Here is a 12,857-nt window from a genome sequence, read left to right as displayed (position 1 = left end):
TTTTACAAACAATTTCTTTTTTTATTATATTAAACCCACTAACTAAACGAATACAATCATGAAAAATGTATTAGCAACTATTGTTGGCTTTATTGCTGCATCTGCATCAGTATTTATTTTTGAAAACTTAATTGGGCACAACCTATTTCCTTTACCTGAAGGAGCCAATGCAATGGATGTGGAATGGATAAAAAATAATATGGATAAAATTCCTTTGGGCTCTAAAATCTTAGTAGTTATTGGACACTTTGTTGGTCCTATTGTTGGTATGTATGTTGCCGCTATAGTTTCTAAAACAAGTATGATTCCATCCTATATTGTTGGTGGTTTAATGATTGTAGCCACATATTTTAATATCATATACCTACCTAAAGAGCTATGGTTTACATTATCTGATGGTCTTTTGGTTATTATAGGTTTCTTAATCGGTAAATCCTTAGCTCAAAAACAAATTAAAAAAACATCATGAAAAAACTTCATTTTACCCTTCTTATCGCTTTCTTATCGATTAGCTATAGTCATTCACAATCCAAAGCCAATTTACAGCAAATCAATTCTACTTGGCTAAAATTTTATAAAGCCTTTTCAACCTTAGATTACACCTTAATGGCAGATATTCATTCTGAAAATTTGGTGCGTATTTCAGGTGGCAAACGTATTTTAGACTACGAAACCTATATTACTAATTACAAAAAAAGTTTTGAACGCGATAAAGCAACTGGGCAAACAAGTGAAATATCGTTACGTTTTTTTGAGAGGTTAAACAACGATAATACTGCAAGCGAACGTGGTATTTATAAATTGATACGAAATAAAGGTACAGATAAAGAAAAAGCCTATTACGGACAATTTCATGTGCTCTTAAAAAAAATTGATGGTTTTTGGAAGATAACCATGGACTACGATTCTTCTGAAGGTGGAACCATTGGCGAAGACGATTATAATAAAGCTTTTGCTATAGATGATTTTGAGAAGTTTATCTCGAATTAATGCTACATTTATTGTTTAAAAAAGAAAAATTCCACCAAAATAAGGAAGTTATTTTTATGGAAAACAAAAGGAAAAAGATTTGAAACAACACTTCAACAGGCTCGTTGTGATAAATCAGCTTTTACTATAATTGGTTGTAAATTACAATTATAGTCACTAATCAAAATTGAAGTATTAATTCATAATAACACTGCTAAATTTAGCATTTACAATAATATTTCTGTCTGAGCTATTCCCTTCAGGATAATTTCTAATGGTTTTTTGAGACGTTGCTTTGTTATTGAATTTAGAGCGATTGCCTTTAAAATACATATTGTAATCAACATTTTTTGGCAAGTTTACAAAAGCGTCACTATTTTCTAATATTAAATTAAGATTCTTAAATGATTCTGTTAAATTAGAAATTGTTAAGTCTCCAAAACTTCCATCAATAATTCCTGTATCTGATAAGTTTTCTATATTAATATTAGATGACTTAGAATTAAGTACCAAACTCTTAGCATTTTTAATTTGGGCTTTATCTACATAATTTAAGTTTAATGTACCTAAATTCCAAGATTTTATAACCACAGGTGAATAAGAGACATTGATGGAAGTCTCACTTCCATCAATGTTATCTGCTACCAAAAAGGCATGTGATATATCTCCGCTTAAATTATAAATAACCGAAGATAGCTTTAATTCACCATGTCTAATATTAGTTTTTAGTTTTGCTTTTTTAGGGATTTTTATTTTAATCACCTTACGCACTTTACTATTACCATCTTCTTTAATACGTTTTGCTAAAATAGAAGCTCTTTCGTTCCTTTCGGCATGTCGTCGTTCTGCTAATTTAGCAGCACGTTCTGCGAGCGCCTCAGTACGCTCAGCATGACGCTCTGCAGCTCTAGCTTGGCGTTCTATAATTCTTTCATTACGTTCTGCTTTTCTTTCTAAAAGTTCTGCCTGTCTTTCCATTTGCTGCTCTAAACGCTCTCCCCAAACTTCCATTTTTTCTGCCCATTCTTTGCCAAATTTCTCACCAAATTCTTCACCCCATTTTTCCATATCCTTAGCATATTTCTCTCCAAACTTCTCGCCCCATTTTTCCATGTCTTTAGCCCATTTTCCTTCAAATCGCTTGCCGTACTCTTCTCCCCATTTTTCCATTTTTTCTTGATAACCAGACTCAGCAAACTTCTTAGCCCATTCTTCCATGCTTTTTTGCAGCTCTTTACCGCCTTTTCGTTCATATTTTTCACTCCATTCTGAAAGATATTTTTCTCCCTCTTTTTGATACCTATCATAATCAAAACTTATAGAATTGATTCCATCTGGCAATTCTGGAAGTTCTGGAAACTCTGGCATTTCTGGCATTTCTGGTAATTCTGGCATAACAGGTAATTCGCCCATTTCTGGCATTTCTGGTAGCACCATAACTTCTGGCATTTCTGGCAAATCTGCTAATTCAAATTCTAAATCCTTTAAAACTGCAGTGTAATCACCATCACTAAATAAACCTAGTGCTCTACCTCCACTAGAAGAAATAACAACTTTATTATTAGACGCATCTACTTTAAGATTCCAAGCTTCTAAAGCGCGCTCTAATTCTTCTTTAGATAATTTATCACTCTCAATATAAGCCTCTACTTCAACAATGTCTCTATTCCAAGTATCAATTTCTATCTCTGCATAACTTGTATTGAGGTCTATAACAACATCTTTATCTACCTTAATAGATTGAGATACTTTACTTAACTTCTTTTGTGCATAACCAAAGCTGGTTAAAAGGCACAATACTAAAACTCTAATTGTGTTCATGTTTTTTTGATTTTTTTAGAGATACCCAATCAAGTTGAGTAAAATCTGTTCGTTTTTTGATTTATGAATGTATAATTGATTAAGATATTACTTCGTTAAAGGCATCATTATTAAACTCTTCTAATTTTTCTTTTAGACGCATTACTAGATTTAATCTCAATTTTAAATTTTCTATTAACGCATCTAAGGTTACTGAGTTTGGACCATTATCATTAAGCTCTACCAACAACTTATCGTATTCTTTATTTAACTCCTGAAGCCTTAACACATAACCATCAAATAATTCTTTATTCTGTGGTGTTAACTCTACTTTAGATAATTCTAAGTTGATACTTGCTAAATAATAATCCTCTACCTTTTTTAAATCTGGAGATACATCACCTAAGGTTTTTAAATCTGTTTCAACAACTTGTTTCTCTATAGGTTCTTCTGTGCTTACATCACCTTTAAAAAACTGATAGGCTCCAAAACTCAACCCTATTAAAACCACCACACTTGCAGCAATATTTAAAAAGCTAAAGCCGCTAGACTTTTTCTCTATTGGCAACTCTTTATTGAGCTTGTCTAAAAAGCGTGCTTCATGACCATTAGACATTGTTACATGCTGTGCTTTTGTATCTTCATCGAATAAATTTCTAAGATCTTGTGCCATTCTTCTTTGTTTTTAATACAGTTTGTAACTTTTGTTTTCCTCTTGATAATTGTGTTCTCGATGCAACTTCAGAAATATTCAAAATTTCAGATATTTCTTGGTGATCATACCCTTCAATTAAATAAAGCATTACAACATATTTATATTTTTCTGGCAGCTGCTCAATGGCTGCTTTTACATCTTCTATAGTTACCTCATCATCTACTAACCACTCACTTTCATAATCGGCATCAACAACATTAAGATGGTGCTCATCTAATTCTATTAATCGTTGACGTTTATATTTTAGAGCATCAATACATTTATTTATAACAATCCGTTTTAACCATGCGCCAAAACTCACTTCTGCCTTATATTGATCTAATTTTGTAAATGCCTTTATAAAAGCTTCTTGAACAATATCTTCAGCTTCCATTGTATCTTTTATAAAACGAAGTGCTACTATGAGCATACCATTGCAATACTGATTGTACAATTGCATTTGCGCTTGTCTATCATTCGTTTTGCATCTTTCAACAATATGAACTTGGAACGTGCTAATGATTATTTGTTTTTTTTGATTGGTTTACTCTAAAGACGATACAAAATTTTAAGTGTTGCAAAAAATTTAAAAAAATTAACTTAACTCTACTGAGTTAATTAAATTCATTATATAAGATTTGCTTAAAATTCAGCTTTCTGTTCTATAAATTTAGGGAATTGAATTATCTTTAAATTTTAATTAAAACCGCTTAAGAAAAAGACCATGTTAAAACGTCTCCTCATTATATTATCTATTATAGCATTAGGCTTACTTATTTACTCAGTTTTTGTTGAAAATATTTTTGCACCAAGACTTAGTCCTAAAGATACTGCTAAGATTGCGCTTAACGACTTAAAGCTAAAAGTAGAATATAACAGACCATCTAAACGAGAGCGAGATGTCTTTGGAGCACTTGTACCCTATGATAAAGTCTGGAGAACTGGTGCCAACGAAGCAACTACTTTTGAGACCAATAAAGATTTAATGATTGATGGCATATTATTAAAAAAAGGAAAATATACACTTTGGACAGTACCTATGGAAAACTCTTGGAAAGTGATGTTTAACACCAAACAATATGATTGGGGAGTTAATGAAAAAATGGAACCTATGTGGGACCCAAATTATGATGCCATTGAGATAGAAGTTGATAAACAAGACATTGATGAAACTGTTGAAAAATTTACGATTGCCTTTGATAACAAAACAGGAAAACTTAAATTAACTATGGCTTGGGATCAGACGTTAATTGAAATTCCTATGCATATTTATCCTCATAAACACTAAAAATATTCTTAAGTGGCTAAAAAGGAGAACACATATAAATCTGCTTTGCATGAACAAGATGGTATAGAACCACCTAAAATCTTAAACGTTAACTCTGCAAAATTTATAAAGGCCAAACGTAAAAAACAGCCTTCTGTAGATGACTTGGTGTCTGGTATTACATCAGGAAATATTACAGATTTAAGTAGAGCCATAACTTTAGTAGAGAGCACCAATTCAACCCATACAAGCAAAGCGCATGATATTATTACAGCATGCTTACCACATGCTAACAAATCTGTTAGAATAGGTATAACAGGAGTACCTGGTGTTGGTAAGAGTACTTTTATTGAAGCCTTTGGTATTTATCTTACAGGTATTGGTAAAAAAGTAGCTGTTTTAGCAGTTGACCCAAGTAGCACACTTAGTAAAGGGAGCATTCTTGGAGATAAAACCCGAATGGAAGATTTGGTAAAAGATAAAAATGCTTTTATTCGCCCTTCACCTTCTGGCGATTCTTTGGGAGGTGTTGCCCGAAAAACCAGAGAAACTATTATTCTCTGCGAAGCTGCTGGATTTGATACCATTATTATAGAAACCGTTGGTGTTGGTCAGAGTGAAACTGCTGTACACAGCATGGTAGATTTCTTTTTACTATTAAAACTTGCTGGTGCTGGTGACGAATTACAAGGTATTAAACGCGGTATTATTGAAATGGCAGATGCTATTGTTATTAACAAAGCCGATGGAGATAATCTTAAAGCTGCCAAAGCAGCCAAAATAGAATTTAAAAGAGCCTTACACCTTTATCCAGAAAAAGACTCTGGTTGGTCACCTAAAGTATCGCTTTGTAGTGCCTTAAAGCAACAAGGCATTTCTGATATATGGGAATTAATTCAAGATTATTTAAAAATTACTACATCAAAAAATTATTTTGAATTAAACAGAAATGACCAAAATAAGTTTTGGTTACTTCAAACTATAGAAGAACGTTTAAAATCTAACTTTTATAGCTCAGAAAAAATTAAGCACGAATTAGAATCTCAAATAAAATTGGTTGAAGCTGGTAAAACAACTCCTTTTGCTGCAGCAGAATATTTGCTTAATATATAAATTCACTTAAACCATTTAGTTTCTAAGCTTTAAACTAAAAAACATACTTTTGCGGCAGAAACTCTATTAACTCATGGCATACAAGTTAACCATCATTGTTCCTGTATATAATGAAGAGAGTAATCTTGAGCGTGTAGAGAAAGAACTATCTAATTATCTAAAAATTGCTGCTGTTCCTACATCTGTTTTGTTTATTAATGATGGTTCTATAGACAAAAGCCAAACTATGATTGAAGATATTTGCAATCGTAATGAAGCTTTTGAATATATTCTTTTTAAAAAAAACAGAGGCTTAAGTACTGCCATAAAAGCTGGCTTTGATTATACTGATACCGAATTGGTTGGTTATATAGATTCTGATTTACAAACTACTCCTGAAGATTTCAACCGTCTTTTAGAACATATTGACAACAATGAGCTCGTTACAGGAGTTCGTATTAATCGTAAAGATTCTTTTATAAAAAATTTGTCTTCTAAAATTGCTAATGTTATAAGACGCGCTTTTACAAAAGATGGTATGGATGACACTAACTGTCCTCTAAAAATCATTAAAACCGATTATGCTAAACGTATCCCTATGTTTAGAGGCTTGCATCGTTTTTTACCTGCAATGATCTTGTTGCAAAACGGAAGAGTTACTCAAATACCAGTACGTCATTTTTCAAGAACTGCTGGTACATCAAAATTTGGTCTTTGGAATAGGCTTATTGGTCCGTTATTAGATTGTTTTGCTTATCTATGGATGAAGAGAAAATATATTAACTACCAAGTTTCAAAAACCAGTAAATAATCACCCATTTAAACGCAGTCAAAAACATTCGTTTAAAAATTAAAAATAAGATTTAAGAATTAACTAAATCGCTTTAATATGTACTTATTCAATTTATAAAAACCAAAACCAGAAAAAGCACCAAAGATCATTCCGCATGTAATATCAACAGGAAAATGCACACCAACATAAATACGACTGTAAGCCACTAAAAATGCCCAAAACAAGAGTATAAAAATTAGATTTTTATAATATGGTCGCAATAACAATCCACCAAATACTGCTGCTGCCATAGAGTTTGCTGCATGACCAGAGAAAAAGCTTCTGTTGGTACTACAACGCTCAGCGATATAACGAATAATATCTTTAATCTCATCACAAGCACATGGCCTAAAACGCAATACAGAACGCTTTACCACATTGGTAGTTTGGTCTGTAAAGAGAATCATTAATGTGATGGTTACCATAATCAATAATAAAGATTTCCAACCTAATTTTTTATAAATGAGAAACAGCAATAAAGCATAAAGCGGAATAAAAGTGAACTTATTGGTTATAAACAACCACAATCCATCCCAAGTTGGCGAACCCAAGCTATTAAGGTAAACAAACAGTTCAGTATCTAATTCTAATAGTCTATCTAACATTAGTCATTGTAACGGGCCACTTCTCTATCATAGAATTCAGTAGCTAATTTTATATAATTTTCAGTTTCGGTTTCAAGTTCTTTTTGATCGTGCTGATCAAATTCCTCAAACCATTCTACTTCATCATTTTCAAGATTAATAATAAATCTAGGAAACTCAGTGTGAATTATAAAAATAGCATCAGGATAATCTGTGTTATCGCCTAATATGAATTTTGGTAGCTCCATCTTTTTAGTTTGAAGTTAGAAAGCAAAAATACAAATTTAGTTATGAGATAAAAGTACTTATAGCTCTATGCACTCTTTTCTATCAACTTTTTAGTTAAATAATTAAATCGAATGAACAACAATATTGCAGCAGTAGTTAATCCTCCCAATAATCCTAACCAAATTCCTAAGCTACCATAAGCATCTTCTTTGCCTAAAAAATAACTAATCGGAAAACCAACTACCCAATACGATATAAATGTTATTACAGTCGGAATCTTAACATCTTGCAGTCCTCGTAAAGCACCAAGCACTATAACCTGTAAGCTATCACTAATTTGAAACACTGCCGAAGCCAACAATAACGTTGCGGCTATTTTCACCACTTCTGCAGTATCCATAGCATTGGCAGGATCGTCTAAATCTACATACAAATCTGGTAAAACCTTATGAAATATTACAAATAACAATGCAAAAACTACAGCAAACACAAACCCAACTAAAAAGATAGATTCTGCAATTCGTTTTAAGTTTTTATAATCCTTAAGCCCTTTTTGGTTACCAACACGTATCATAGCTGCGACACTTAATCCCATAGCCACCATAAAAGTCATGGATGATAAGTTTAAGGCAATCTGATTGGCAGCTTGTGCATTTTTACCCAAAAGACCGCTTAACCAAATGGCTGCTGTAAAAATTGCGACCTCAAAAAACATCTGCATAGCACTCGGAAAACCTAAATTGGTTAATTTTTTAAGTGGCTGTTTACTCAATTTAAAGAAATTAATATTGGTAACATAAGCTTTAGACCTGTGTCGTTTTGCCAAAAGCCACCATAAGAAAAAGAGCATTACAAAACGTGATATCAAAGTACCAACAGCTGCACCAACAATACCCATTTCCGGAAAACCAAACTTTCCAAAAATGAGCACATAATTTATTGCTACATTAAGAATATTAGCTAGTAAAGTCGCATACATTGGGTATTTGGTTAAAGACATACCATCGCTAAACTGCTTAAACGCCTGAAAAACAATTAAAGGTACCAAAGAAAATGCCACCAAATCTAAATACGGAATAGCCAATTCTACCACTTCTTTGGGCTGATCCATTACAGACATTAAGGGTTTAGCCACCAACTCTAAAAGAAATAAAAGTATGCCTAAAACTGTACAAAGAAAAAAGCCATGTTTAAAGACCGACTTACCTTTAACAAAGTTTTGTTCAGAGTCAGCCTCTGCTACTAAAGGTGTAATCGCTGTAGAAAACCCAATACCCAAAGACATGGCAATAAAAATAAAGCTATTACCCAAAGATACAGCTGCTAATTCTGCCGAACCTAACTGCCCAACCATCACATTATCTACAAAGCTCACAAAAGTATGCCCAAGCATACCTAACATTACTGGTGATGCTAGTTTTAGGTTGTATTTAAATTCTTTAGTATAGTTGCTCAAAACCATGGTGCGAAGGTAGCACATAGGTTTTTGTTGTGCGAATTAAATTTTAAAGAAAAGAAATCTGCATTTACTGACACTTGTATATTTCATATTTAAACCCTTTTTGAGAATACATGACTTGGTCTAAAATGAGTTGACTAGCTTTTTCGCCTCCTCAAACTCAGCAACCATCTCGTTTACAATCTCAGCTACTGGTTTTATATCGTGAATTAAACCTGCAATTTGCCCAATTTCGAGTTCTCCATCTTCTAAATCGCCTTCAAACATACCACGTTTAGCTCTGGCTCTACCTAAAAGTTCTTTGAGTTGTTCTGGTGTTGGTGCAGTTTTATAAAGTTCTTCTACCTCATTATAAAACTTGTTTTTTATCAATCGTACTGGTGCCAATTCCTTTAAGGTTAATTGAGTATCTCCTTCTTTAGCATCTACAACGACTTGTTTAAAATCTTGATGCGCTGAGGATTCTTCACTCGCTACAAAACGGCTACCAACCTGTACTCCATCGGCTCCCAATACCATACAAGCTAACATTGCTTTACCTGTAGCAATACCACCTGCTGCAATTAAAGGAATTTCTAATTGCTCCTTTACCATAGGAATTAAGGTTAAAGTTGTGGTTTCATCGCGTCCGTTGTGACCTCCAGCTTCAAAACCTTCGGCTACCACAGCATCTACTCCGGCAGCTTGTGCTTTTAACGCAAACTTTACAGAACTGACTACATGTACAACCGTAATCCCTTTTTCTTGCAACCATTTGGTCCAAGTTTTTGGGTTTCCGGCAGAAGTGAATACAATTTTTACTCCTTCTTCTACAATGATGTTCATAATCTCTTCAATATTTGGGTAAAGCATTGGTACATTTACACCAAAAGGTTGGTCTGTAGTAGCTTTGCATTTTTGGATATGCTCTCGTAATACCTCTGGATACATTGAGCCTGCTCCTATTAAACCTAATATACCTGAGTTACTTGCTGCTGAAGCGAGTCTCCAGCCACTATTCCAGATCATTCCTGCTTGTACGATTGGATATTTTATATTGAAAAGTTCTGTAATTCTGTTTGTCATGGTTAGGTTTTATATTACAAGATGCTTCGACTGCACTTCGACAAGCGCAGTGTGACATTAAAGTTTTTATAAAATTCGTCAATTAGAGTGAATTTAACGAATGGAAATAGAGAAATTTTATTAAGAATAAGAATTGATTGCTAATAGTTCTCGATACAATTTGCTCGCGCACTCACAAACCAATCGAACTGACGGTTGAGATTCAATTTGTAATTTACGTCACTTTGAGTGCCTCCAAAGCATGAGGAATTGTATCTAGAAGTTGCTTACCTAATATTTACCTTTTATAAACTTCAAGGTTTTAGAATTACTTTCTGAAGACAATTGAATAAGGTAAATACCAGAAGATAACTCAGAAACATCTATCGTATTAAACTCATGACTAATAGACTTTTCACTTACCTTTTGTCCTAATTGACTATATATAGCAACTTGAAAATCATCAATATCTACAGGAAGATTAAATTTCAATAGATCTTTCACAGGATTAGGATAAAAACTAAAACTATCAAAAGCTTCTTGCTCAACACCTAAAGTTCTTGCTAAAGCTAAATCTGGAATACCATAACCTAAAAATTCATCTGGCATAGTGTATTGCGAAGCAGATTGACGCACATAGTCCATAACTTCAACAGGACTTGCATTTGGTATCGCTTGCCAAAGCGAAGCGATACCTCCACACAAAATAGGACTGCTAAATGAAGTGCCATTGTTTTGAGTGATTACATTGTTTTCATCTACAACATAGGCTGTACCTGCACGTGCCACAACGTCTGGTTTTTGATAACCTACCTGTGCTACACTACCTTGAGAACTGAACGCAACATAATTACCAGCTTCATCAACACCTCCAATAGACAGTACATTTGGTGAATCTGCAGGAGCACCTACCGTTTGCCATGATGAAGCACCAGCATTACCAGCACTCACTACAACCAAAATTCCTTTTTCGGCAGCTATAGAAGCACCTTTAGTAATAAATGCTACTTGACCATTCATATCTGCAGGTGTGTAATTGTAATTAGAATTATCGTACTGTGTGTATCCCAAAGAGGTATTTATCATATCTACACCCAAACTATCTGCGCGTTCTGCAGCTTCTACCCAATAACTTTCTTCTACAGGGTTTTCGCTAGTAGCATCTTCTGTTAGAAATAAATAATACGACGCATCTGGTGCAGTACCAACAAATTCATCTTGAACAAAAGCTGCCATAGTACTTAAAACTCTGGTGCCATGTGAGTTTATGGTACTCGCATAAACATTGTCGTCTCTATTTACAAAATCATAGCCATCTAATAAATCTCCATTATCGCGTAATCGCTGAAATGCTGCCATAGTATTTACGTTAGGAAAACCAGCATCCATTACTGCAATAGTAATCCCTTCGCCTGTAAAATCATCTAAATGCAAATTATCTGCATTAATCATTTCTACCTGATTTTGTGTATTTCCGTAGGTAAAAACAATACTTGCATCTTCTATTTCTGTTTTGTCATAAACAGCCGCAGAACGAGATCCTGTATCTAATCCATTATCAGCAAAATCTATATTATCTACAAATGGTAAACTCGTTAAAGCAGAAATATCGGTTTCGGTTCCTCTTACATGCACTGCATTAAACCATTTAGATTTTGCCATTACCGTTATACCAGTCTGACTTTTTAAAGTTGCGATGTAAGGCTCGTGTACAGGAACATCTCTTACATCAATTGCAATTCCATGATTTTGTTTTCTATCTAAAGCTTTTTGTGTGAGTATTGAAATTGGGTTATTTAATGCTACAGTTTCATTTGGTTTATCTGTTAAATAAACCCAAGCATCTTCTTGTGCATAGCTACATATAGTAACTAAGAATAATAAAAGTAGGGTTATTTTTTTAAGCATTGCTTTCTTTTGTATTGCAATTTAAGGATTTGTAGTGAATTCTATAAATGCAATAGAGATTCCTGCCTTCGCAGGAATTTTATTAAGAAATTACACCAGAACCTAGTAACTCATCGTTGTTGTACCAAGCCACAAATTGACCTTCAGTAATAGCAGATTGCTTGTTTTCAAACTCTACATAAAGACCAGATGACACTTTATGAAGTGTTGCCTTTTCTAGAGGTTGTCTGTAACGGATTCTTGCCATAACTTCCATGGTTTCATCTACATCTAAAGCTAAATCTTCTCTTATCCAATGCAATTCATCATTAGACACAAACAGCACATTACGTAATAAACCTGGATGATTTTTTCCTTGACCTGTATAAATGACATTCTCTTCCACATCTGTATCAATAACAAAAAGTGGTGCTTTGGTTCCTCCAACAGCTAAGCCTTTACGTTGTCCTTTGGTAAAATAGTGCGCACCTTGATGCTGACCAACAACTTTACCATCAGCTAGAGAATATTCTGGCTTTTTAGCTAAATATGCAAGCTTTTTTTCTTTTGAAGTAAACTCTGGTTGCGCCTGATTGTAAACTTCTAAAGCCTCATCAACCTCAACAATAACACCTTCTTTTGGTTTTAATTGTTGTTGTAAGAAATCTGGAAGCCTCACTTTCCCTATAAAACAAAGCCCTTGTGAATCTTTCTTTTCTGCGGTAATTAAATCTTGTGCTTTAGCAATTTCCCTAACTTCAGGCTTTGTTAATTCACCTATTGGAAATAATGCTTTTGCTAGTTGTGCTTGTGATAATTGGCACAAAAAATATGATTGATCTTTATTATTATCCTTTCCAGCTAAAAGCTGATGAATCTCTTTTCCGTCTTTTTCAATAGTATCTTTTCGGCAATAATGACCAGTTGCTACGTAATCTGCACCAAGTTCCATAGCTATATCCATAAAGACATCGAATTTGATCTCGCGATTACATAATACA

The 12,857-nt window shown here is 33.7% G+C and carries 14 protein-coding genes; 5 read left to right on the top strand and 9 right to left on the bottom strand.

Annotation, left to right across the window (positions count from 1 at the left end; translation table 11 throughout):
- The first annotated feature begins 58 nt into the window (after positions 1-58).
- Entirely contained in the window at positions 59-469 is a 411-nt protein-coding gene (locus N4A42_RS00625) for a hypothetical protein (protein WP_294068495.1), read from the top strand.
- Complete coding sequence (locus N4A42_RS00620) at positions 466-990, top strand: nuclear transport factor 2 family protein (protein ID WP_294068493.1); 525 nt, start codon at positions 466-468, stop codon at positions 988-990. The genes N4A42_RS00625 and N4A42_RS00620 overlap by 4 nt, the downstream gene beginning before the upstream one ends.
- A 174-nt stretch (positions 991-1,164) precedes the next feature.
- Here N4A42_RS00620 and N4A42_RS00615 read toward each other — a convergent pair whose 3' ends face one another.
- The 3 genes from N4A42_RS00615 to N4A42_RS00605 all read right to left on the bottom strand — a co-directional run bounded on the left by N4A42_RS00615 (position 1,165) and on the right by N4A42_RS00605 (position 3,983).
- Positions 1,165-2,790, bottom strand: a complete 1,626-nt coding sequence (locus tag N4A42_RS00615; protein WP_294068491.1) for a hypothetical protein — start codon at positions 2,788-2,790, stop codon at positions 1,165-1,167.
- A 79-nt stretch (positions 2,791-2,869) separates the two neighbouring features.
- Positions 2,870-3,442, bottom strand: a complete 573-nt coding sequence (locus N4A42_RS00610) for a hypothetical protein (protein ID WP_294068490.1) — start codon at positions 3,440-3,442, stop codon at positions 2,870-2,872.
- Positions 3,426-3,983 carry an RNA polymerase sigma factor gene (locus N4A42_RS00605; protein ID WP_294068615.1) on the bottom strand — a complete coding sequence of 186 codons (558 nt, stop codon included), beginning with the start codon at positions 3,981-3,983 and terminating at the stop codon, positions 3,426-3,428. The genes N4A42_RS00610 and N4A42_RS00605 overlap by 17 nt, the downstream gene beginning before the upstream one ends.
- A 204-nt stretch (positions 3,984-4,187) precedes the next feature.
- Here N4A42_RS00605 and N4A42_RS00600 point away from each other — a divergent pair, with 204 nt between their 5' ends.
- The 3 genes from N4A42_RS00600 (at position 4,188) to N4A42_RS00590 (ending at position 6,633) form a co-directional block, all read left to right on the top strand.
- Entirely contained in the window at positions 4,188-4,751 is a 564-nt protein-coding gene (locus N4A42_RS00600) for a DUF2911 domain-containing protein (protein ID WP_294068488.1), read from the top strand.
- A gap of 12 nt (positions 4,752-4,763) precedes the next feature.
- On the top strand, positions 4,764-5,843 hold the full coding sequence (gene meaB, locus N4A42_RS00595) for a methylmalonyl Co-A mutase-associated GTPase MeaB (RefSeq protein ID WP_294068486.1): 1,080 nt from the start codon (positions 4,764-4,766) through the stop codon (positions 5,841-5,843).
- A 73-nt stretch (positions 5,844-5,916) separates the two neighbouring features.
- Positions 5,917-6,633 (top strand): glycosyltransferase family 2 protein, encoded by a 717-nt coding sequence (locus N4A42_RS00590; protein WP_294068484.1) that lies wholly within the window; start codon positions 5,917-5,919, stop codon positions 6,631-6,633.
- A gap of 59 nt (positions 6,634-6,692) precedes the next feature.
- Here the strand turns inward: N4A42_RS00590 and N4A42_RS00585 are convergent, their stop codons facing one another.
- The 6 genes from N4A42_RS00585 to mnmA form a co-directional block, all read right to left on the bottom strand.
- Complete coding sequence (locus N4A42_RS00585; RefSeq protein ID WP_294068482.1) at positions 6,693-7,259, bottom strand: phosphatase PAP2 family protein; 567 nt, start codon at positions 7,257-7,259, stop codon at positions 6,693-6,695.
- The gene (locus N4A42_RS00580; RefSeq protein WP_294068480.1) at positions 7,259-7,486 is read right to left on the bottom strand and encodes a hypothetical protein; all 228 of its coding nucleotides are present in this window, start codon (positions 7,484-7,486) and stop codon (positions 7,259-7,261) included. Before N4A42_RS00580 ends, N4A42_RS00585 begins: the two co-directional genes overlap by 1 nt.
- 65 nt (positions 7,487-7,551) lie before the next feature.
- Positions 7,552-8,928, bottom strand: a complete 1,377-nt coding sequence (locus N4A42_RS00575) for an MATE family efflux transporter (protein ID WP_294068613.1) — start codon at positions 8,926-8,928, stop codon at positions 7,552-7,554.
- A gap of 120 nt (positions 8,929-9,048) precedes the next feature.
- Positions 9,049-9,990, bottom strand: coding sequence for a nitronate monooxygenase (locus N4A42_RS00570; RefSeq protein ID WP_294068478.1), 942 nt, complete (start codon positions 9,988-9,990; stop codon positions 9,049-9,051).
- Between the two features lie 270 nt (positions 9,991-10,260).
- On the bottom strand, positions 10,261-11,877 hold the full coding sequence (locus N4A42_RS00565; RefSeq protein ID WP_294068476.1) for a S8 family serine peptidase: 1,617 nt from the start codon (positions 11,875-11,877) through the stop codon (positions 10,261-10,263).
- Between the two features lie 82 nt (positions 11,878-11,959).
- Positions 11,960-12,857, bottom strand: an 898-nt coding sequence (gene mnmA, locus N4A42_RS00560; protein WP_294068474.1) for a tRNA 2-thiouridine(34) synthase MnmA, incomplete at its 5' end; no start/stop codon positions are given.

Source organism: Winogradskyella sp., assembly GCF_025210595.1.
Classification (GTDB): domain Bacteria; phylum Bacteroidota; class Bacteroidia; order Flavobacteriales; family Flavobacteriaceae; genus Winogradskyella.
This window is presented reverse-complemented; position numbering and strand designations above follow the sequence as displayed.

Excerpts from the sequence above, each read along its gene's own strand:
- N4A42_RS00625 (WP_294068495.1), top strand. The coding sequence starts at position 59 with ATGAAAAATGTATTAGCAACTATTGTTGGCTTTATTGCTGCATCTGCA.
- N4A42_RS00620 (WP_294068493.1), top strand. The coding sequence starts at position 466 with ATGAAAAAACTTCATTTTACCCTTCTTATCGCTTTCTTATCGATTAGC.
- N4A42_RS00615 (WP_294068491.1), bottom strand. The coding sequence starts at position 2,790 with ATGAACACAATTAGAGTTTTAGTATTGTGCCTTTTAACCAGCTTTGGT.
- N4A42_RS00610 (WP_294068490.1), bottom strand. The coding sequence starts at position 3,442 with ATGGCACAAGATCTTAGAAATTTATTCGATGAAGATACAAAAGCACAG.
- N4A42_RS00600 (WP_294068488.1), top strand. The coding sequence starts at position 4,188 with ATGTTAAAACGTCTCCTCATTATATTATCTATTATAGCATTAGGCTTA.
- N4A42_RS00590 (WP_294068484.1), top strand. The coding sequence starts at position 5,917 with ATGGCATACAAGTTAACCATCATTGTTCCTGTATATAATGAAGAGAGT.
- N4A42_RS00585 (WP_294068482.1), bottom strand. The coding sequence starts at position 7,259 with ATGTTAGATAGACTATTAGAATTAGATACTGAACTGTTTGTTTACCTT.
- N4A42_RS00580 (WP_294068480.1), bottom strand. The coding sequence starts at position 7,486 with ATGGAGCTACCAAAATTCATATTAGGCGATAACACAGATTATCCTGAT.
- N4A42_RS00575 (WP_294068613.1), bottom strand. The coding sequence starts at position 8,928 with ATGGTTTTGAGCAACTATACTAAAGAATTTAAATACAACCTAAAACTA.
- N4A42_RS00570 (WP_294068478.1), bottom strand. The coding sequence starts at position 9,990 with ATGACAAACAGAATTACAGAACTTTTCAATATAAAATATCCAATCGTA.
- N4A42_RS00565 (WP_294068476.1), bottom strand. The coding sequence starts at position 11,877 with ATGCTTAAAAAAATAACCCTACTTTTATTATTCTTAGTTACTATATGT.